Origin of the sequence: Psychrobacter celer (genome assembly GCF_016107555.1) — a bacterium.
Taxonomy (GTDB): domain Bacteria; phylum Pseudomonadota; class Gammaproteobacteria; order Pseudomonadales; family Moraxellaceae; genus Psychrobacter; species Psychrobacter celer.
On sequence record NZ_JABASU010000007.1, the window covers coordinates 89,718 to 111,440 of the forward strand.

The 21,723-nt window shown below is 47.4% G+C and carries 18 protein-coding genes; 11 read left to right on the forward strand and 7 right to left on the reverse strand.

Translation table 11 applies throughout. The annotated features are described in order from the left end of the window. Nucleotides 1-248 precede the first annotated feature (248 nt). The 5 genes from grxD (at nucleotide 249) to JFC05_RS05475 (ending at nucleotide 5,065) form a co-directional block, all read left to right on the forward strand. The gene (grxD, locus tag JFC05_RS05455) at nucleotides 249-599 is read left to right on the forward strand and encodes a Grx4 family monothiol glutaredoxin (protein WP_075102413.1); all 351 of its coding nucleotides are present in this window, start codon (nucleotides 249-251) and stop codon (nucleotides 597-599) included. A 183-nt stretch (nucleotides 600-782) separates the two neighbouring features. Beyond that, entirely contained in the window at nucleotides 783-1,310 is a 528-nt protein-coding gene (locus JFC05_RS05460) for a hypothetical protein (protein WP_105246033.1), read from the forward strand. Between the two features lie 277 nt (nucleotides 1,311-1,587). After that, a complete protein-coding gene (mnmG, locus tag JFC05_RS05465; protein WP_198336091.1) occupies nucleotides 1,588-3,483 on the forward strand; it encodes a tRNA uridine-5-carboxymethylaminomethyl(34) synthesis enzyme MnmG in 1,896 nt (631 codons plus the stop codon). Nucleotides 3,484-3,663: 180 nt separating this feature from the next. Continuing rightward, nucleotides 3,664-3,873: a ChaB family protein gene (locus JFC05_RS05470; RefSeq protein ID WP_198336092.1), complete on the forward strand. Its 210-nt coding sequence runs from the start codon at nucleotides 3,664-3,666 to the stop codon at nucleotides 3,871-3,873. A 232-nt stretch (nucleotides 3,874-4,105) separates the two neighbouring features. Continuing rightward, nucleotides 4,106-5,065: an AEC family transporter gene (locus JFC05_RS05475; protein WP_198336093.1), complete on the forward strand. Its 960-nt coding sequence runs from the start codon at nucleotides 4,106-4,108 to the stop codon at nucleotides 5,063-5,065. A 99-nt stretch (nucleotides 5,066-5,164) separates the two neighbouring features. Here JFC05_RS05475 and JFC05_RS05480 read toward each other — a convergent pair whose 3' ends face one another. From JFC05_RS05480 to JFC05_RS05495, 4 genes are all read right to left on the reverse strand, one after another. Further along, complete coding sequence (locus JFC05_RS05480; protein ID WP_158676725.1) at nucleotides 5,165-5,317, reverse strand: hypothetical protein; 153 nt, start codon at nucleotides 5,315-5,317, stop codon at nucleotides 5,165-5,167. A 48-nt stretch (nucleotides 5,318-5,365) separates the two neighbouring features. Next, complete coding sequence (locus tag JFC05_RS05485) at nucleotides 5,366-6,367, reverse strand: LLM class flavin-dependent oxidoreductase (RefSeq protein WP_198336094.1); 1,002 nt, start codon at nucleotides 6,365-6,367, stop codon at nucleotides 5,366-5,368. Nucleotides 6,368-6,575: 208 nt separating this feature from the next. After that, nucleotides 6,576-9,134, reverse strand: a complete 2,559-nt coding sequence (locus tag JFC05_RS05490) for a membrane-bound PQQ-dependent dehydrogenase, glucose/quinate/shikimate family (protein WP_198336095.1) — start codon at nucleotides 9,132-9,134, stop codon at nucleotides 6,576-6,578. A gap of 202 nt (nucleotides 9,135-9,336) precedes the next feature. Then, complete coding sequence (locus JFC05_RS05495; RefSeq protein WP_198336096.1) at nucleotides 9,337-10,266, reverse strand: LysR substrate-binding domain-containing protein; 930 nt, start codon at nucleotides 10,264-10,266, stop codon at nucleotides 9,337-9,339. Between the two features lie 509 nt (nucleotides 10,267-10,775). On the opposite strand from JFC05_RS05495, the gene JFC05_RS05500 reads away from it, so the two are divergent. The 4 genes from JFC05_RS05500 to JFC05_RS05515 all read left to right on the forward strand — a co-directional run bounded on the left by JFC05_RS05500 (nucleotide 10,776) and on the right by JFC05_RS05515 (nucleotide 15,796). Continuing rightward, on the forward strand, nucleotides 10,776-12,608 hold the full coding sequence (locus JFC05_RS05500; RefSeq protein WP_198336097.1) for an AmpG family muropeptide MFS transporter: 1,833 nt from the start codon (nucleotides 10,776-10,778) through the stop codon (nucleotides 12,606-12,608). Between the two features lie 104 nt (nucleotides 12,609-12,712). Continuing rightward, nucleotides 12,713-13,594, forward strand: coding sequence for a peptide chain release factor N(5)-glutamine methyltransferase (gene prmC / locus JFC05_RS05505; RefSeq protein ID WP_198336098.1), 882 nt, complete (start codon nucleotides 12,713-12,715; stop codon nucleotides 13,592-13,594). A gap of 47 nt (nucleotides 13,595-13,641) precedes the next feature. After that, nucleotides 13,642-14,445: a HesA/MoeB/ThiF family protein gene (locus JFC05_RS05510; protein ID WP_244658153.1), complete on the forward strand. Its 804-nt coding sequence runs from the start codon at nucleotides 13,642-13,644 to the stop codon at nucleotides 14,443-14,445. A gap of 31 nt (nucleotides 14,446-14,476) precedes the next feature. Further along, nucleotides 14,477-15,796 carry an ABC1 kinase family protein gene (locus JFC05_RS05515; protein WP_105246017.1) on the forward strand — a complete coding sequence of 440 codons (1,320 nt, stop codon included), beginning with the start codon at nucleotides 14,477-14,479 and terminating at the stop codon, nucleotides 15,794-15,796. 103 nt (nucleotides 15,797-15,899) lie between these two features. On the opposite strand, the gene JFC05_RS05520 is transcribed toward JFC05_RS05515, so the two are convergent. Further along, the gene (locus tag JFC05_RS05520; protein WP_100749496.1) at nucleotides 15,900-16,388 is read right to left on the reverse strand and encodes an Lrp/AsnC family transcriptional regulator; all 489 of its coding nucleotides are present in this window, start codon (nucleotides 16,386-16,388) and stop codon (nucleotides 15,900-15,902) included. Between the two features lie 218 nt (nucleotides 16,389-16,606). Here JFC05_RS05520 and leuA point away from each other — a divergent pair, with 218 nt between their 5' ends. Both leuA and JFC05_RS05530 read left to right on the forward strand, forming a co-directional pair. Then, complete coding sequence (gene leuA, locus JFC05_RS05525) at nucleotides 16,607-18,391, forward strand: 2-isopropylmalate synthase (RefSeq protein WP_198336099.1); 1,785 nt, start codon at nucleotides 16,607-16,609, stop codon at nucleotides 18,389-18,391. Nucleotides 18,392-18,605: 214 nt separating this feature from the next. Further along, nucleotides 18,606-19,226 carry a hypothetical protein gene (locus tag JFC05_RS05530; protein WP_198336100.1) on the forward strand — a complete coding sequence of 207 codons (621 nt, stop codon included), beginning with the start codon at nucleotides 18,606-18,608 and terminating at the stop codon, nucleotides 19,224-19,226. 207 nt (nucleotides 19,227-19,433) lie between these two features. On the opposite strand, the gene accC is transcribed toward JFC05_RS05530, so the two are convergent. After that, a complete protein-coding gene (gene accC, locus JFC05_RS05535; RefSeq protein ID WP_192995612.1) occupies nucleotides 19,434-20,795 on the reverse strand; it encodes an acetyl-CoA carboxylase biotin carboxylase subunit in 1,362 nt (453 codons plus the stop codon). 192 nt (nucleotides 20,796-20,987) lie between these two features. Beyond that, nucleotides 20,988-21,416 (reverse strand): acetyl-CoA carboxylase biotin carboxyl carrier protein, encoded by a 429-nt coding sequence (accB, locus tag JFC05_RS05540; protein WP_075102426.1) that lies wholly within the window; start codon nucleotides 21,414-21,416, stop codon nucleotides 20,988-20,990. Between the last annotated feature and the right edge of the window lie 307 nt (nucleotides 21,417-21,723).

The window sequence follows — 21,723 nt, forward strand, 5'->3', positions numbered from 1 at the left end:
ATGGGTGTGATGACGGGTGATGCAATGATGAGGGATATAATATTGGCACTTCTTTTATGAGGACTGACAATGTTTAGGCGATGGATCAAACGCTAGCAAGCCATGCTTGTAATATACGGACCATCGCCCCATGTATCAGCCATAGCCTTTATTTCTTTGTTTATCTATTTGTTTATCGAATGAATAATTGGCAATATCGTTACCCCACATACCTTTTTAATAAACCGCTTTATCAATAGGAGCCTTTTATGAGTGAGCAAACCCCAAACACTGCTGCAAACGATGTCGAACAACTGATTCGTGATCAGATCCGTGACAACAAAGTCCTTATCTATATGAAAGGTACGCCGCAGTTTCCACAGTGCGGCTTTTCTGCACGTTCGATCGAAGTCTTGACGCAAATCGGCCGTCCATTTGCCTTTGTGAATATTTTAGAAAACCCAGAGATTCGTGCGACCTTGCCTAAGATTGCCAACTGGCCTACGTTTCCGCAGTTATGGATCAATGGCGAGCTGATGGGCGGCTCAGATATTATTTTAGAGATGTATCAATCAGGTGAGCTTAAGCCATTGGTTGAAGCCAACAGCCCTGCAGCGTAATATCTGTATGAAGATGTGGCCGCTAAGGTCTCTGTAACGGCGCAACATCTGTCCAAGACCCGAGTCTGCCTACGCACGGCTCGGGTTTTTTGTGGGCGTGATGCGGCATTTTGCATTGTTTTTAGCGGTTTTGGCCCCATATAGGGCTTAGGATAAACGCCATTTTAATAATAAGAGATACTTATGAATCATCCTGAAAAAAGCACCGCACCGCAAAATGAGCAAGCCGCTATTGAAAAGCGCCGCGAGCATTTAAAAGCTGAGTCGCAGCGTCTGATCGATATGGCGAATAATGAGCCACACTCGGCACTTAAGTGTATCCATCAGCTCAGTGTGGCAGGCGGCGCCACTGAAGCGACTTATATCGCTATTGAGCAGCGTATCGTGGCCGATCAAGACGCAGCAGGTGCTTATCACCTGGCCTTGTTGGCACAAAACACGCCTGATTTGCCCATCGATGCGCGCCAGCTGATTGAGTTGGTCGTCAATAAAGGCGACAATACGCAGCGTTTGGCCTTACTTAAAAATCTGCCGTTACCGCCTGTCGATCATATCAAAGAGACTATCTTGGCCAGCAACGATGGTGAAGCAATTGGACAAATGAACGCGTATTTGCAAATCAATCCAGAAGGCTATGGCAGTCGCCATATGCTTGGCAGTAGTCAAAAAGATCGTATCGTGCCACTAAGCCCTGGTAATAGCATAGAGTAATGGCATTTATACGGCTTTATGAGTAAGTAAGCGGTGATTATTTGCTTTGGCTTCCTCAGTTATTTGCTATAAATAGTTTTTGTTTGAGCATTTTTTACACATCAAAAAATTGTTATAATAATGGGTCATCTACTCCCTGATCAGCGGCTTATCTGAGCCGTTGTCTCTTTTTATTTTTTCTTCGATTTTAATTCGACTGACGTTTGTGGGCTGGGCGTTTGCTACGTGACAAAAAAGTAGTGAGCGAGGGCCGCGTTATGAGTCAAGTGAGGCATACATGCAATACCCAAAACATTACGACGTGATAGTGATCGGTGGTGGTCATGCTGGCACAGAAGCTGCGCTGGCAGCCGCACGTATGGGCGCGCAGACCTTGCTACTCACTCATAATATTGAGACGCTCGGACAAATGAGCTGTAACCCCGCGATTGGCGGTATTGGCAAGTCGCACCTAGTACGTGAGATAGATGCGTTAGGTGGTGCGATGGCATTGGCAACCGACAAGGCGGGTATCCAGTTTCGGGTGTTAAATAGCCGTAAGGGTGCTGCTGTACGTGCCACGCGCGCACAAGCGGATCGTATCTTGTACAAAGCCGCCATTCGTCATACGCTTGAGAACCAGCCCAATCTTGATTTATTTCAACAAGCGGCCGATGATATCTTAGTAGAAAATGGCCGTGCGACAGCGGTGGTCACCTCGACAGGTATTGTTTTCAAGACAGAAACAGTCGTTCTGACGTCAGGGACGTTTTTGGGCGGTGTCATTCATATCGGACTTGAAAACGCAAAAGGTGGCCGCGCAGGAGACCAGCCTTCTATCAAGCTGGCTGACCGCTTGCGTGAGCTCAAACTGCCAGTCGGCCGCCTAAAGACAGGCACGCCTGCGCGTATCGATGCGCGTACGGTGGATTTTAGCGTCATGACGGTACAGCCGGGTGATACACCGCTACCCGTAATGAGCTATATGGGTGATGCCTCTATGCATCCTGAGCAAGTCAATTGCTATATCACCCACACAAATGCGCGTACCCATGACATCATCCGCGAAAACCTTGATCGCTCGCCGATGTTTTCTGGCAAAATCGAAGGCGTAGGCCCGCGTTATTGCCCGTCTATCGAAGACAAAATTCATCGTTTTGCGGATAAAGACAGTCATCAAATCTTTATCGAGCCTGAAGGCCTGACCACACATGAGTTGTATCCAAATGGTATCTCAACCAGCTTGCCTTTCGATGTGCAGTTAGAGTTTATTCATAGTATGAAAGGGCTTGAGAATGCACACATCACCCGTCCAGGGTATGCCATCGAATACGACTACTTCAATCCACAAAGCCTAAAGCCCACGCTTGAGACCAAATCCATTGATCGATTGTACTTTGCAGGGCAAATCAACGGTACCACAGGTTATGAAGAAGCGGGCGTGCAGGGGTTGCTGGCCGGTACTAACGCGGCACTCGTCACCACCAATAATAGTGAGTTTGAGACGTGGACACCGCGCCGTGACGAGGCGTATCTGGGCGTACTTGTCGACGATCTCATCACCCACGGTACCAAAGAGCCGTATCGTATGTTTACCAGCCGTGCTGAATATCGTTTGCTTCTGCGTGAGGACAATGCGGATCAGCGCTTGACCGAGACGGGCCGCAAGCTCGGTTTGGTTGATGACGCTCGCTGGCAAGCATATCAAGACAAAATGGATGCCATCGCCACCGAATCGGCTCGTCTAAAAGACATGTGGGCCACGCCTGCCAATGCCCTTGGAAAAAAACTTACTGAGCAAACCGGTGAAGTCTTATCCAAAGAAGCCACGGCGTTTGACTTGCTAAAGCGTCCGCAGATTCACTTTGCGGATATTGCTGCGATGACTGACTCGCAAGTCGATGAGCAAGTAGGCGAGCAGATAGAAATCTCGGTCAAATACGCCGGCTATATCGACCGTCAATCCGAAGAGATTGAGCAAATGAAGCGTTTGGAGAGTACGACATTACCGATGGATTTTGATTATAGTGTGGTCTCAGGCTTATCAAATGAGATTGTACAAAAGCTATCGCAAGTACGGCCTGCGACGCTAGGTCAAGCTGGTCGCATCAGCGGTGTGACGCCGGCGGCGGTTCAGCTGCTGGCCATGACGGTCAAAAAACAAAAAAAAGCGCAAGCGACGCTTAACGTTTGATGATGACACAGATTTGTCATTCAATATAAGACGGCAAGAGGCTCGCCCTAACACCCATAATGATTGGTCATTATGGGTTTTTTGTTGCTAAAGGCTTGGCGGTTTTTGGCGATAGCAAAAATAGCAGGTAGAATATTGTATCGGTAATGAAGCCAATGAATGACAAAAAGGAGTGCGATTATGCCTTACAATACTTTATCAGAGCTGCCAGCGGCAGTAAAAGACCATCTACCCAAACACGGACAAGAGATATTTCTTGCGGCATTTAATAGTGCAAGCGAGCAATACGACGACGAGTCACGCTGGTTTGCCACGGCATGGGCGGCGGTCGAAAACGTTTACGAAAAAAACTCGGACGACAAATGGGTCAAAAAACCAGATCATAAATAACGCTTTTGGTCTGTAGAGATATAGTTACTGACACTCAGAAGCACGTAGCACACAGTATCCTGCCTGCCAGTTTTATGCGGGATTGACTATAGCTGCATTGCGATAGACCAAATGTCAGCCGATTTTATGCTAGATTAGGCGTTTATCTGATTTTCTAGTCACCTTATTACCTGATATAGAGGCATGGCGGCAAACGTGCTGCTGTGCGTCTATGGTGTTTTTTGAGTTTTTTATGATAGAAGCCATCATTTTTGCGATTACCATTGTCTTGCCTAACCTAGCGCTGATGGGGTTGGGGTTTTTTATGCAAAGGCGCGGTGAGGCCAGTCAGGTTTTTATCGATCAAGCCTCAAGCTTTGTGTTTAATTACTGCTTGCCGTGTCTGCTTTTTTTTAGTGTGGTCGACAGTGAAGTGGACTATGCTAAGCAAATCACGCTGATCGGGGCAGGTATTGTCGTGACCTTTATTTTGTTTGTCGGTGCAGAGCTCTATGCCAAGCGTTTTGTCAGTCGGCCCATCGATCAAGGGGTTTTTGTCCAAGGCGTCTTTCGTAGCAATATGGCAATCATTGGCTTAGCGACTGTGGCAAACGCCTATGGTGAGCGCGGCTTGAGTATCGGCGCTGTTTATATGGGTGTGGTGACTATATTGTTTAATATCCTCGCTGTTATTACGCTCAGCCGTGTCTCCAAAAGTGTGGATGACACATTGATTAGCCGCAGCACGATGATCCTCAAAAAAGTTTTTACCAACCCACTTATTTTGGCATTGCTATCAGCATTCGCTTATAAGGCATTGCCATTGCCACCGCTTACAGGAGTCATTCATACAACGGGTGATCTATTAGCAGCGGTTGCATTGCCGCTAGCACTGATTTGCGCTGGTGCTAGTATTGATTTGAAATCGATGCTGCATCCATCGGGCTTGTCCATGCAGGCAAGTATCGGCCGTATCGTGATAGCGCCTATCGTTGCTATCGCCGTTGGACTGAGCTTTGGGCTGTCAGGGGTGCATATGGGCGTGCTATTTTTGATGGTGGCGTCACCAACCGCCGCCGCCAGCTACGTGATGGCAAAAGCCATGGGCGGCAATGATGTACTCGCGGCCAATATTTTGGCCTTTACGACAGTGGTGGGGATGTTTGGTATGGCGATTGGGGCGGCCGCCTTACGTGCGCTTGGTCTGATGTAGCTTATATATAGTCAGTGCTTTGTTGGACATAGCGTCAACTGGTCGTTGTAATACTAAAAACCCCCTTTTTTCAAAATAGAAAAAAGGGGGTTTTTAATGTCAATTTATATTGTCTCGGTTACGCTTTTCTTCTCGACGTTGCTTACGTTTGGGGCTGGTGCGATACGTCAGATAACCGCCAACGACCATCACGGCAATAAATGCTGCAATGTACAAAAATATCGATGAACCAATAAAAGCAGAGGGTTCCATAAGTATGATCTCATAGTGGTTTATCAATAATTATGCAAGCGTCCCATCTTATTGTAAAGTAAACAAATTTAGCTCAGGTGTAAGTTCAAGTGAACGCAAACGCGCTGCTTGATCATAGATGTTGGCCGTGACGATTAGCTCATCTGGCTCATATTGTGCTAAAAACTGCGCAAGCTTTGGTTTGACTGTCTCAACCGAGCCAATAAACGATACTGACAACGCATTATCCACCATCATTTTTTCAGCCTCACTCCAGATACTATCCATATCATGAGTGGGTTTGGGCATTTGTCCCGTTTCGCCTCGGCGCAAACGTACAAAGCTCTGCTGTGCTGAGGTAAAGTGATACTGAGCAGTTTCGTCATCATCAGCGAGTAATAGATTTGCCGCCAGCATGACATAAGGCTTATCTAAATAGGCAGACGGCTTGAACTGCTCGCGGTAGGTGTTAATCGCCTGCGCTAGCATCTGCGGGGCAAAATGTGAGGCAAACACATAGGGCAGTCCTAAATGCGCGGCTAAGGTCGCACCAAAAAGGGACGAGCCCAATATCCAAATAGGGACGCCTGATCTGGCGCCAGGGAACGCTTGTACAGGGCTGCCATCTGTATCGTTGCCCAAGAAGTACATCAGTTCTTGTACATCTTGTGGAAAGCGCTCAGCATCTTTCATCTGGCGACGCAGCGCCTGAAACGTCGCGCCATCAGTACCAGGGGCGCGGCCCAAACCGAGATCAATTCGATCGCCATAAAGCGCTTGTAAGGTGCCAAACTGTTCAGCGATGACCAGCGGGGCATGGTTGGGCAGCATCACACCGCCTGCACCGATACGGATACGGCTGGTCTGGCTACCGATATGTGAGAGTAGCACCGAGGTGGCGGCACTGGCGATACCTGGCATGTTGTGATGCTCTGCCATCCAGTAGCGGTTGAGACCGACTTTTTCTGCTTGCTGAGCGGTTGCCACGGTTTGGGCGATACCGTCAGCGACGGTTTTACCTTCGGGTACGGGGGCGAGATCCAAAAACGATAAAGGAATTTTGTTATTCATAAATTATCCAGTAGAGTGATTAATTATTTTCTCTTGATATGCTTGTCACCACTATCGATTTCAAGCGGTGTTACAGAGTAGCAATAAATCATAACAAAGCGCCATTAGTGAGTAGATAACAAAACCAGTCGCACATAAAAAAGCAGGCAACCTAAGTTACCTGCTTTTTTGAAATGACATTATGTAAATGGTAAGTTATTCAAATCACTTATTTGGCTGGATTGCCAAGCTTATAAGCGACCACATAATCACCGATCTTCGTACCTACTGAACCATGTCCACCAGCAACCAATACCACCATTTGCTCACCTTTAGAGTTCAAGTAGGTCATAGGTGTAGCCTGACCACCTGCTGGAATACGTACATTCCATAGGACATCGCCATTCTTTAGATCATAAGCACGGAAGTTGTTTTCTGTTGCTGCTGACAAGAATGCGACGCCACCTTTAGTGATGATAGGTCCACCAATACCAGGTACCCCCAATTCAAACTTGATTGGAATAGGAGATAAGTCCTGTACGGTACCGTTTTTGCGCTGATAAGCAATCTCGCCTGTGGCCAGATCAGCACCTGCGATAGTGCCCCATGGTGGCTGCTGGCAAGGTACACCAAGTGGTGATAAGAATGGTCCCATTTCTACCGCATAGTCTGCGCCTTCGTTGGCATTCACACCTTGTTCACCTTTATTGGTCTCAACATCGCCAAGTGTGTCTTTAGGGATGAGTTTTGAGGTAAAGGCAAGATAAGTTGGCATACCGAACATCACGCCATTTTCAGGATCAACAGCGAGTCCGCCCCAATTAAAGGTACCAAAGTTACCAGGATAGACTAACGTACCATTGGTTGATGGCGGCGTGTAGCGGCCGTCGTAGTTGAGTTTGTTGAACTCAATACGGCACATCATCTGATCGATGAGACTTGCGCCCCACATATCTTTTTCAGTCAGTTTCTCAGGCGCAAAGCTCAGACCAGAGTAAGGCTGTGTAGGCGATGCATGTTCACCAGCAATCAGGTAGCCTTGCGGTGCATCACGTTCTTTGATAGGCACAATAGGCTCGCCTGTGGCACGGTTCAAGACATAAACATCGCCTTGTTTGGTCGGTATAACCAATGCAGGCTGGACACCATCAGCGGTATCTAAGTCAAGCAGTGTTGGCTGCGCAGGCGTATCCATATCCCAAAGATCATGATGGACAAACTGCTGTACCCAGCGCGCTTCACCAGTTTTCAGATCTAGTGCGACCACAGAGGTTGCATACTTTTCTTCAGCAGCATTACGATAGCTACCGAGCTGATCGGGCGTGCGATTGCCCATTGGGAAGTAGGCCAAACCAAGCTCTTCATCAGCACTAGCAGTCGACCATGAGTTTGGCGAGCTGGTGCGATAGACTTGAGTTGGATCATTGACATCAAAAGGGGCTGTGTTGTCAGGATCACCTGAATCCCAGTTCCACATAAGCTCGCCAGTATTCACGTCATAAGCACGGATCACACCAGAAGGTGAGTTTACATCGTAGTTGTCGTTAACAGCACCAGCAACAATAATAACGCCACCTGCAACCACTGGGGCAGATGTTGAGTAGTAGTAGCCTGCTTGCTGGAATGGCATGTTGTGCATCAAATCTAATGCGCCATCTTCACCAAAGTCTTGACAGCGTTGTCCTGTTTTTGGATCGAGGGCATATAGCTTGGCATCAGAAGTTGGGATAAAGATCTTGGCATCGCATTGCTTGGAAGGATTTTCAAAGGTATTTCCAGCAATTTTTTGCACCAATGTATCGCCAGTCGCAGCCGGTTTATTAGCCGCTACTACGTTATTATCAGTGGTGTCACTGACGGCGCTATCGCTAGCTGTCTCGGTACTAGCATTAGCTGCTGGCGTAGTGCTGTTTGTACCAGCTTGACCAGCGTAATAAGAGACACCGCGGCAAGTTTGATGCTGACGTTGGAGGTTTTCGCCAACCTTAGGATCGAACTTCCATAGAGTCTCACCAGAGTCGGCATCTAATGCTAGCACCCAGTTATGCGGCGTACACATATAAAGAGCGTTGCCGATCTTTAGTGGGGTTGCTTGATAAGTGGTTTCGCCAACATCATTAGGACCTTTGACATCACCGGTTTGGATTTGCCACGCCAGCTCCAAATCTTTGACATTATCAGTGTTGATTTGAGTCAAAGGAGAATAGCGTTGTCCATAATCAGTACGGCCATAGGCGCTCCACTCACCATCTGGTGTTTGCTCACCAGTGGATAATGGGTCGCCAAGGTTGGTAGAAGTGGCATTTTGACCACTGTCATCTTTGGCAGTTAAATCGAGCTCGCCCAATTTGTCGGTGGCATTATTGGCCATACTACCAAAAGAGAGCAGTGCGCCCACAACCACACTGGCCATTAGTCCCCAATAATAAAGAGGACTTTTCTTAGTGTTGTTTGTGGTTGTTACTTGAGCGTGTTTCCCGTGCATCTTCTTAGAGACCCACGGTAAAAGCATTAATAAACCAAATATTAGTGGGAAACCCAAGCGAGTTGCCAGCGCCCACCAATAAAATCCAGATTCCCAAAGCGACCATACTAGTGTCACAACGATAAATATCGCGTACACCCCGTAAGCGCTCCAATGTTTTTTGAACAATAAAAATGCTGTCGTTAACATCATAACGCCAGCAAAAAGATAGTAAGGACTACCGCCTAAAGAGAGCAGATAAGCGCCGCCAATAATCAAGGGGACGGCAAAAACTGCCATAATGATCGCTACGAGTTTTTCCATGAGCGGTATCACCTGTTACATAGAAGCAAATGGACATGCAGTGGTCGACACTCAGTACAAATCGATGTCTAGGCGTCCAGCAATACATGCAGAAATAAAAAAGAAATCAAACGTTGAACAACGTTTGAGACTGTATTTTATCACTTATGCATAAGCTCGGTAAAGGTGGCGTAAGGTAGGACAGACGCTCTAGCCGCTTTGTTTAGTTGTCAAATTGTTTCTGACACAGCTCCATAAAGGCGCGGCCATATTGGCGAATCTCAGCATCATCGCGTACTGCCATCCAACTGGTAAACCGTCCAAAATGATCGACGGGGATGGCGGTTAGGTTTTGATAGTGACTGGGCTCAAAGGCCATCTCGGCGATGATCCCAATGCCCAGCCCTAGACCCACGTAAGTGCTAATCACGTCGGCATCGAGCGCGGCCAAAACGATATCAGGCTCAAGACCAGCATTGTTAAAGGTCTTGTCGATAGCGCCGCGACCGGTAAAGCCGCCATGGTAAGTCACAATCGGATAGCTGGCCAGCGTCGGCAGATCAATGGACTCTAAGCCTGCGAGCTCATGATCGCTTGGTACGATGACGCGGTGTGTCCAGTCATAATAACGATAACAGCGTAGGTAGTTATTATGGAGCAATGACTCCGTTGCAATACCAATATCGGCCTGCCCACGAATGACCATCTGCGCGATGGTCTCAGGATCCGCTTGCTGCAAGATCAAGTTGACTTTTGGAAATCGCTCTTTGAACTCTTTGACCACTTTTGGCAGTACGTATCTGGCCTGCGTGTGCGTGGTGGCAATTGTCAAAGTACCGATATTTGGATTATTAAAATCCAGACTTAGGTTTTCGATGGTGCGGATTTCAGCAAAGATAGACTCAATATGCGGCATCAGCGCCGTACCCATCGCCGTCAGCCCAGTCAGCCGTTTGCCTTGACGGATAAATACTTCGGTCTTCAGTTGGTTTTCAAGTGCCGCGATATGCTTTGACAAGCTCGATTGGCTGGTGTGCAGTACAGTCGCTGCTTGACTTAAGTTATAGCCATTAATCACCGTATGCCACACCGTTTCCAACTGTTTGAGCTGAATTTGTAGATGTCGCTGATTGACCACTACGTCGATTGCCATAACTAAATCCTATTATATAAATACACAGACCCTGCCTGTATATAAAATGCTTGTATATAAAAATGAAAACGTACGAATACGGCCTAGTGTAAAACAAAGTTATTATTCTTGTATATAATAAATAGCTATCAAAATATGATAATTATGAATATAAGCTGTAAGCATAGGTTGTGAATATATAAATTTTCGTCACATTCAGCTTTATTAGCTGTCATACCGTATTTGCGATAAAGAACTGTTTAAAAAAGCAAGATACGGCGTTGAATAAGAAATATGATTAACAATAAAGTAAGGTAGAAGCGGTAAAGGGATACAGTGATTGATAAAGGGACAACATAAAGCCTCAATATTCGATTTACTTGCTAGCCCATACAAAAATATCTAGTCAAGGTCAGCGTTCTCAAGTACCATAATTCAATTTTGTTATTACGACTATCGTCATAAAAGCCCAATGCGCGTGTGGTGCTGTATGATGGTGTGTTATCTGTCCTAAGTGCTGGTGAGTTATTATGTCTGCTGTCAAATCTGTGCCGCCCAATCAACCGAGTGCAAAAAAATCATGGGGCGAGGCCGCCAAGGCTTATTTGGACTCGCGTGTCATTGTGATGCTGTTTTTGGGGTTTTCAGCCGGTATTCCTATCTTACTGATATTTTCTAGTCTGTCGTTATGGCTAAGAGAAGCGGGTATAGATCGCAGCGTGGTGACGATGTTTAGCTGGGCGGCACTTGGTTACTCGTTTAAGTTTATTTGGGCGCCTTTGATTGATGCGCTGCCGGTGCCTTTTTTGACCAAGTGGCTGGGACGGCGTCGCAGCTGGATGGTGGTGTCGCAGCTGCTTATCGTATTGGCGATTTTTTTGATGGCGACCGTCAATCCTGTCAGTGAAGATGTGCTGATTTATATGGCAGGTGCGGCGGTGTTGCTGGGTTTTTCGTCAGCCACCCAAGATATCGTCATTGATGCCTATCGTATTGAGCTGGCACCGCCGTCTATGCAGTCGATTTTGTCTTCTATTTATGTGTCAGGCTACCGTATCGGTATGATTGTCGCTGGGGCAGGTGCGCTGTACTTGGCGGACTATTTTGGCTCGACGGAGGCTTTTTATAGTTATGAAGCATGGCGCAATACCTATTATATTATGGCAGGGGTCATGACATTAGGTATCTTGACGACGTTTGCCAGCTATGAGCCGACCGCTGAGATATTGCAAAGCAACAAACAACATCGCAATTTAAAGGTTTTTTTGATTTATTCAGCGTTGCTGCTCATACCAGGGCTGTTGTTTGGTGTGGCTTATTTACTCAATATGCTGATTAACTTGGCGATCGATACTCCTGTGGCATTGATACCGCAGGTCGCTCTGCCCAGTATCAAGTTTTACTTTTTGGCATTGGTTGCTTGCGCGCCCTTGCTGCTGCTGTACTTTATTATCAATCAGCCAAAAATCATCAATAAAGCACCGCTGGTGGCCGAGACGCGTGAAGACTATGTCAGACTGGTATTATTGTTTGTCTTTGCTGTCGTGGCATTTATCGCCGCCTATGTATTGATAGGGCAGCTCTTGCCGGCGTTTGACGGGGTGTTTGTCAGCTTTGTTAGTGAGACGCTGCATTTATTGATGAGCTTGGCGGTCGCTTTAGTAGCAGGCTTTGCGCTGGTGCAGGCGGGGCTAGTCAACAAACAAATTGCCATGGCGACATGGATTGAGCCGATTGTTGATTTTTTTAGACGCTATGGTATGAAAGCGCTTTTGCTACTGGCGTTGATCGGCTTATATCGTATCTCTGATATCGTCGCTGGGGTCATATCTAATGTGTTTTACCAAGACATGGGCTTTAGCAAAACCGACATCGCCAATGCAGTAAAACTGGTTGGGGTGATTATGGCCATCGCTGGTGGCTTTTTGGGTGGACTGTTAGCGCAGCGATTTCGTATCATGCATGCCATGATGATTGGTGCCATCTTGGCATGTGCGACCAATTTATTGTTTGTGGTTTTGACGTATAATCCAGGCAGCCTGCCTATCATGTATATGGCGGTGATATTTGATAATTTGGCGGCAGGGCTGGCCAGTGCTGTGTTTATCGCTTTTTTGTCTGCTTTGACGTCCATACGTTTTACGGCTGTGCAGTATGCGATTTTTTCCTCATTGATGACCTTGATTCCTAAGGTGATGGGCGGCTATTCTGGCTCTATCGTCGATAGCATGGGTTATCCGTTTTTCTTTATTTTTACCTTTGCCCTCGGGATTCCAATTTTGGCGCTGATTTATTTTGTCGATAAACACATCGTCATCGGTGATAATGATGATATTTATGATAATGACGATGATAACCCATAACCCTTAATGACAATGATGATAATGGTGCGGGCGCGCCTTCATTGACCAAGGAAAACCCTAATATCGGCGTTTAAGAATATATATGAAAAATATAAACGGTAGTCATGTCCAGTATTAAACATCTAAAGCAGTACATTCGCCAGCTATCGGATGATGCTGACAATAGCCGTTTGCCTTCGTTTTGGTTTACAGATTGGCTGCTGGCGGTCATTGATAAACCGTCCTTGTTTTTGATCACTGACGAAGAGTATCAGCTGACAGAAAGTGAGCTTGCGCAGTTTTATGCAGGTATCGAAAAACTGCAGGCTGGTACCCCATTGGCATATCTGACTGGTCAACAAGCGTTTTGGTCGCTTAGCTTTACTGTCAATGAGCATACCCTCATTCCTCGGCCCGACACCGAGGTATTGGTCGAGCAAGTACTACAATGGATACAATCGCAGCCGATAAATGACGAGCATCCTACACCAAAATATCTTTTGGATTTAGGCACTGGCTCAGGCTGTATCGCGATCAGTTTGGCGCATGAGCTAAAGCACCACTTGCGATATGCTCATTGGCATACTGTTGCGCTCGATGTCTCGCCTGAAGCGCTAGAGGTTGCTAAACATAATGCGCTAATCAATGAAGTGGGGGAGATTGATTTTATCCAAAGCAGTTGGTATGAGTCGCTGCCGACCGACAGGATGTTTGATGTGATTGTCTCAAACCCACCTTATATCGATGAGGAAGATGCGCACTTGGCACACTTGAGAGCCGAGCCAATGAGCGCTCTTAGTGCGCCCAATCATGGTCTGGCTGATATCGAGCATATCACGCAGCTGGCACCTAAATACTTGCGTGCAGGCGGGCTACTGGCGCTAGAGCACGGATTTGATCAAGGCGAGGCGGTGCGTCAGATACTCTCGTCCCATGGCTTTGGCGGGATACAGACGGTGCAAGACTATGGCGGAAACGATCGGGTGACGCTGGGGCATCTGGCATAAAGGGCTTTTTAGATGTTTTTTCTAACAAATCGTGGTGAAAGAGTGTGATGAAAGGTATGACGCAGGCGACAGAGACACAGCCGCTATCAGATAGCGAGCTAATGCGTTATGCGCGGCAGATACTGCTAGAGGGCTGGGATGTCGATGCTCAGTTACGTTTAAAATCAGCGCGCGTCGTTATGATAGGAGCCGGTGGCCTTGGGTGTCCGGCTTCTGAAACGCTGGTACGGGCGGGGCTTGGACAAATCCATTTGATTGATGATGATGTGATTGAGGCCAGCAATCTGCAGCGGCAGACGCTGTTTTTACCTAGTGACATCGGCAAAGCCAAAGCTCTGACAGCCGCGCAGATGTTAGAAAAAATCAATCCGTTGATAAAGGCGCGTGGGTCAGTGGCAAGGCTGAGCGAAGACAATGCCTATGAGCTACTGGGCATAGCATCTGGTAAGCCTGATTTATTATTGGACTGTACGGACAATTTTGCTACCCGCGATATGATCAATCGTATCAGTGTGCGCTATCAGCTTCCGTTATTGTCTGCCTCAGCGATCGCCATGCAAGGGCAGCTGGCCTTGTATGAGCCGCATCGGCAGACGGGCTGCTATCATTGTGTCTTTGGCTCGGTGCTCATCGATGCAGAGGCAGATGAGCGAAACTGTGCCAACTCGGGTGTGCTGGCAAGTACGACCGCGATTATGGGTAACCTACAAGCCAATGCGGCGCTGCAATATCTAGGATTAACCAAAAATCCACTGACAAATAAGCTACTGATATGGGATGGTAGCCAGATGCAGCAGCGGCTGATGGGCTATCGTCCAGACCCAGCGTGCCCTGTCTGCGCCCATGCCTAAACTCAATCGATCGTGGTATAAGTTATTTTTTATGAAAATTCATCGTCCGCATTTATTAAAACACACTTTCAATGTCGTCAATCGGGTTCGTCAAACTGCAAGTGTGGCAGGTCTCTCGGCGCTCAGAGTCGCCAAAGGTGAAAAGCCAGACGCGAGGCTATTAAAAGAAACCTTTGAGCAGCTTGGTACTACTTATATCAAGATAGGCCAGTTTATCGCCAGCACGCCATCGTTGTTTCCGCGTGAGTATGTCAAGGCGTTTCAGAGCTGTTTGGATCAAACCACGCCATTGTCGTACACCTATATCGAGCAGGTATTAAATGAAGAGCTGGCAACGGATGGCATGACGCTTGAGGATAAGTTTGCACATATCGACCCGACACCGCTGGCGTCGGCGTCTATCGCCCAAGTGCATGCTGCGCGTCTACATAATGGTGATGAGGTGGTGCTCAAGGTACAAAAACCTGGTGTCGAGACCATCATGCAGACGGATTTGGGCGTATTGTATGGCGTTACCAAGCTGCTTGAGCTGCTGATGCCATCGATGAAGTTTGCCAGTATCGCACCGATCATCGATGAGATTCGGTTGCGTATGCTGGCCGAGACGGATTTTATCGCTGAAGCGCAAAACATTCGAGATTTTCAGCAGTTTTTAGCGGTATCTGGCAATACTCGCGTGGTCGCGCCCAAAGTATATGAGGCGCTGACCACCAAGCGCGTGTTGACCATGAGCCGATTGTATGGGGTGTCAATGGTCGATGAAGTGCTGATGCGTCAGTACTGTGCCGACCCTGCACAGGTGATGGCTGATACTTTAAACACCTGGTTTGCCAGTTTGATGCTGTGTAATAGTTTCCATGCAGATTTGCATGCGGGTAATTTGATGCTGCTGACCGATGGACGCATTGGCTTTTTAGACTTTGGAATCGTGGGTAGGCTCAAAGCTGAGAGCTGGCGCGCTTGTATGGGAATGATGCAGGCCATGCAAGACAGTGACTATCAAGCGATGGCACGTCATATGGTCGATATGGAAATGACGCACGAGAGCCATCAGGTGGATGTCGCCGCACTGGGCGATGACTTGCAGCGCATGATGCAGACCATCATGGCAGAGGACAAAGCTTTTACCAGCGGTGTGCCATTTAATAGTAAAGAGCAAGCTGACGAGCTCAACCAGATGATGCTAGAGATCGTGGAAGTTGGCAAACGTCATGGTATTCACTTCCCGCGGGACTTTGCCTTATTGACCAAGCAGATGCTGTATTTTGATCGTTTTATGCGTACGCTTGCGCCCGATATGGACATGTTTAGCGATCAGCGGGTACAGATGCTGGGCCAGACGGTGAACTAAAATCACAAATGATTGTACCTGTTGTCTCTATTGCACCTATTATACCTAGGGCGTGTCCTTGGTTAGAGCCAAGTCGCCAGCGCGGCACGCCCTAATATAGCCGTCAAACCACATTGCGGCTAAACACTTCTCGCAGCTCAAAGCTTGTATGTACTTGGGCGACACCCTCGATACGATTGAGGCGATGCAATAAAAACTCCTCATAATGCGCCATATCGCGTACCCGCACCTTAATCAGATAGTCCTCTGTGCGACCGGTGACGATACTACAGCTCACCACTTCATCAAAGCTTTGAATTTTTGACTCAAATATCTCAAAACGCTCGGCAGTATGACGATCCATGCTGATGGCGATAAAGACGGCAAGCGGGTAGCCGAGCTTTTGCGCGTCTGTTTGTGTGTGGTAGCCGGTGATGATGCCAGTGTCTTCTAAGCGCTTGATGCGGCGCGCGCATGGCGTCGCCGAAAGATTGACCTGCTCTGCCAGCTCCGTGATACTCATGCGCGCTTGCGTCTGCAGCAAGCGTAATAGCGCTCTGTCGGTCTCGTCAATCTCTACAGAAAACCCTTTATCAATATAGCTGTTTGACATAAATATCCATCTTATTAGTGAAATGTACTAATTATATTGATAAATGCAGAGTTTTTCACCAAAATAGCACCAAATAAGACAAAAGAAAGCTGATTTTCGGCTGACAAACTTTGATATTATGATGGCATAAAGAGTGGTTATCTCGTATGATAAACATAAATCCAATCATCAACCATCCTGTAAAACCCGTAACCCTTGATACCATCTAAGGATTGATTATGTCTGACCAAGCCACACGCACGGCGACAAGTACAGCTGCCAAAATCACCCCAAAAAATACTGCTTTTGATTATAAAAAGTATCGTCCATTTGCGTTTGCTCCTGCGCTGCCAGATCGCACATGGCCGAGCAAAACAATCGACAAAGCACCAATCTGGGCAAGCGTGGATCTGCGTGATGGTAACCAAGCACTGATTGATCCGATGACCATCGAGCAAAAAATGCGCTTTTTTAAGACTTTGGTTGCCGTCGGTTTTAAAGAGATCGAAATCGGCTTTCCATCGGCCGCGCAGGTTGAGTTTGATTTTGCCCGCAAACTTATCGAAGAAAACCATGTGCCTGATGATGTCACCTTACAAGTATTGGTACAGGCGCGTGAGCATTTGATCGCTCGTACCTTTGAGTCGTTGAAGGGCGCTAAGCGGGCGATTGTCCACGTTTATAACTCAACGAGCCGTGTCCAACGCGAAAAAGTCTATGGTAAAGACAAAGCCGAGATCAAAGAGATAGCAATCGCTGGGGCCAATCTATTGGTAGATTATGCAGCCAAATATCCTGAAACCGAATGGGTCTTTCAGTATTCTCCTGAGAGCTTTAGCCAGACAGAGACTGAATATGCGGTGGAAGTCTGCGATGCTGTCTGTGAAGTATGGCAACCCCAAAATGGGCAGGAAGTGATTTTAAACTTACCCGCCACGGTTGAGGCCTCTATGCCCAATGTCTTTGCCGATCAGGTTGAGTATTTTTGTCGCCATCTCACCCACAGAGAGCACGTGACGGTCAGTTTGCATACGCACAATGATCGCGGCTGCGCGGTGGCAGCCGCAGAGCTTGGCGTCTTGGCGGGTGCTGATCGTATCGAGGGCACGTTGCTCGGAAATGGCGAGCGCACAGGTAACATGGATGTCATGGTCATGGCCATGAACTTATTTAGCCAAGGTGTCGATCCTGAGCTTGATTTTAGCAACATGAGCGAAATCGTACAGGTGGTGAGCGAGTGTAATAACTTGCCACTGCATCCGCGTCATCCGTATGTCGGTGAGCTGGTGTTTACCGCCTTTAGTGGCTCGCACCAAGACGCCATCAAAAAATCGCTCGATTATAATGAAAGACATCAAGACGAGACGGACGATATCTGGGATGTGGCCTATCTGCCAATTGATCCTGCGCATATTGGTCGTAGCTACCAAGATGTCGTCCGTATCAACAGCCAATCGGGTAAAGGCGGCGTCGCTTATATCTTGCAGCGTAACTACGGCTTTAATTTGCCGCGCTGGATGCAGATTGACTTTAGCGGTGTGGTACAAAAACAAGCCGAACGCGTGGCGCGCGAATTGCAAAACGACGAAATCTTGCAAACCTTTGAAGACACCTATCTGCAGCAAGGCAGCTTTGAGCTATTAGACTATAGTGTCAATAATAAAGGCGGCGAGGTCTACTTTAATGGTCAAGTGCAGATGAATGGCGATATCATCGACATCGATGGTACTGGTAATGGGCCGCTGTCGTCCTTTATCAATGGTCTGGCCCAACATACAGGAAAGTCATTGCACATCATCAATTATGCTGAGCATGCAATCAACCCGCAGCATAATAGTGGTCATGGCATCGATGATGATACCAATCGAGATAATAAAACCAACGCCAATGCCGCCGCTTACATTCAGTTAAATGTCGATGGTGAGGTGTACTCTGGTATCGGTACGTGCAGCAGTACGGTATCGGCGATGCTAAAAGGCGCGCTATCGGCCTTTGCTCAGGCAGTCAGTGCGGTCGCCGCCTAAACCTGACAGCGGGTGATATAGCCCTACTATTGGTTATTATAACGTCATAGCGTTTTGCATCATGCAAGCGGCGCTATGGCGTTGTTTTGTGTGAGTCATAGGCAGCACTGGTGGCGTTACGACTGATAGCATAAAGTTACTTGTGTTTTTGGTGTCTAAGACTTACGCTAATGTATATAGCACCTACTATAAAACAATAAATCAAAGGTTAATTATGGAACCTATATCATTTGCTTCATTTACTTTGGCTTCTATTTTGGCCTCGTTGCCTGCCAATGGTGAAGTCGTGACCAAACCGACCATCACGACCCATATCAGTCCTGCTATCGCGGGGCAGTGGGAGATAGATTTGGACAGTAGTATCACGATGACCAAAGACGCGCAGGCGCGGCAAGCGGCCCGAAAAGAGAGATTGGCGTCAGCGAATAGCGAGCCGAAGATTAAGGAGGGCGCAGCAGGCGGGATACTCACACAAAGCGAGGAGCGCATCCTACAGACTGAGCCAAACACCGATCAAAACTTACTCGCCTCAACCAAGAAGTCTAATCAATGCCGTGAGTTGTATAACTTTGGTGCGGATAATGAGATGTGGGCGGTAAGTGGTAAGGAGTGGACGTACGGACGTTACTTGGTGACACACCGCGAGGAAGGGCTGCCTATTATCGCCCTCAAGACTGTTTATGACAATAACGAAGTAGACTGCTCAGGCAATCAAATTGATCAGACCGATGAGGCACTCATTGCGTTTTTGTACCATGATGGCAACCAAATGCAGTGGTGCGCGGATCCTGAGGGTAACGAATGTTTTATGAATTTTCATAGAATCCTGCCGTAAGCTCTCATAAAGGCTGATATGGTTAAATCCCTAAAAACTGATATCGCGCTGCTAGAAGGGGTTTGCGCAGCATCGAGCGGCGTAGATATAGCGGGCCAATAAAACTGATATCAGTAGCCTTGTCTTTATCTGTATATGTCTTATTTGGTCAAAAAAACCGCCAATCAACGATTGGCGGTTTTTTATTGAGGCATACAGCAAACTAAATTATGAGTCGGCTTTGGCATGGTTGGGCGTCAAAAGCTCTCTTTCTAAGTAGTGAATGTTTTGGGCTTCATGGACAAAATTGTCATCCGCCAAAATCACATCGCGATGCAGCGGTATATTGGTTTTGATGCCTTCAATGACGAGCTCATCAAGCGCATGCAGGGTCTTGGACACCGCTTGTTGGCGCGTTTGACCATGGCAAATCAGCTTGCCAATGAGTGAGTCATAATAGGTCGGTATTTCATAGCCAGGGTAGAGGTGTGAATCAAAACGCACGCCTGCACCGCTTGGTGTAAACAGCTGAGAGATGGTGCCTGGGCAAGGGACAAAAGTAGCGGCGTCCTCGGCATTGATACGGCACTCAATCGCATGACCTTGTACTTCGATCTCGCTTTGACGATAAGACAGACCATAACCGGCTGCGATTTTGAGCTGTTCGACGACCACGTCGATACCGGTGATCATCTCAGTCACAGGATGCTCTACTTGCACGCGCGTGTTCATCTCGATAAAGAAAAACTCGTTGTTTTCGAACAAAAACTCAAAGGTGCCCGCGCCGCGATATTTGACCAGCTCGCACGCTTTTACGCAGGCTTTTAAGATAGGCTCGCGCACATCGTCTGGGATATCAGGGGCAGGGGCTTCTTCTAGTACTTTTTGGTGGCGACGCTGTAGTGAGCAATCACGGTCATAGAGGTGAATGGCGTTACCATTACCATCCCCTAATACTTGTATCTCTACGTGGCGCGGGTTTTGTAGATAGCGCTCCATATAGACGGTGTCATCACCGAACCACAGCTCCGCTTCTTGTTTGGCGGCTTGTACTTGTCCAATCAGCTCATCAAAACGCTCGACCACGCGCATGCCGCGACCACCACCACCAGCGGCAGCTTTGATCAAAAGAGGAAAGCCGATATTGCGGGCTTGCTCTTCGGCATTGTGCAAGGTAACTGCGCCCACAGAGCCTGGAACGGTTGGCACGCCTGCTTTTTTCATGGCATTAATCGCCGAGACTTTGTTGCCCATTAAGCGGATATGATCGGCATTGGGACCGACGAAGGTCAGTCCTGCTTCTTCTACTTGTTCGGCAAATTCAGCATTTTCAGATAAAAAACCGTAGCCTGGATGGATGGCGTCAGCACCCGTTATTTCTGCCGCCGTCAAGATCGTATTGATATCGAGGTAGCTTTGGTTGGCATTGGGTTTGCCGATACAGATAGCTTCGTCAACAAAGCGCAGATGCATAAGATTGGCATCTGCGGTGGAGTAGACGCCGACGGTTTCGATACCTAACGCCTTACAGGCTCGAACGATACGTAGGGCGATTTCACCTCTATTGGCAATGAGCAGTTTTTTTATCATGGGGTCATCCTTTTTGACGCGGCAGACATTGATTGAGCCTTGATGGGGAGCTTCGGCATTTGATATCCGTATTCGGCATCGGTAGATAGTGACAGCTTACAACAACGTAAAACGGTATAAAGTGCCAAAATAAGGTGCCGAAATAAAGTGCTAAAGACTCAATCAGTATGAAGTAAAGTGAGGCAAATATCGTTACGCTTTATAGCGTATGACAGGTTGACCAAACTGCACAACTTCAGAGTTATCTACCAAAATCTCGTCAATGACACCGCTTTGGGTGGCCTCAAGAGGGTTCATGATTTTCATCGCTTCGATAATACCAAGCGTGTCGCCCGCTTGTACTTTTTGGCCGACCTTAACAAACGGTGGATCATTGGGGCTTGGGGCAGAATAAAAAACGCCAACCATTGGCGATGTCTCAACGCTACCTGCCTTTGCTGCTGGTTTTGTATCTGCAGCCACTGGTGCTGCGCCAGCAGTAGGAGCGGCCATCATGGTCGGTACAGGGGCATCATAGTGACGAGTGAGACTGATGTGTTCGTCATCAGAGCTGATTTCTAGATTGACCAGTTCACTTTCTTCCATGAGGGCGATGAGGGTGCGTATTTTTTCAATATCCATAGTTTTTATCTTGCCTTGTACTAAATTCGAGAAATAGTGTAACTAAATATTGTTTGATTGCTAATGATACCTAGATTCAGGCCAATGAGCAATCAATGTACAGTTGTTAACTGAGAATTTTTACATATTTTGACGTAATCTAGCTGTTTTAGTAAGAAACCCACTACGATTTATCATTATCGATGTGGTTTTTAAGCCAAGCTGCTTGTACATCGTGCTGCATTCGGTCGCACGTTTGTATGATGGTCCTAACCGTTCCAAAAATCTTACTCAAACCTAGCCAATATTGACTATTAGATAGGTTTGA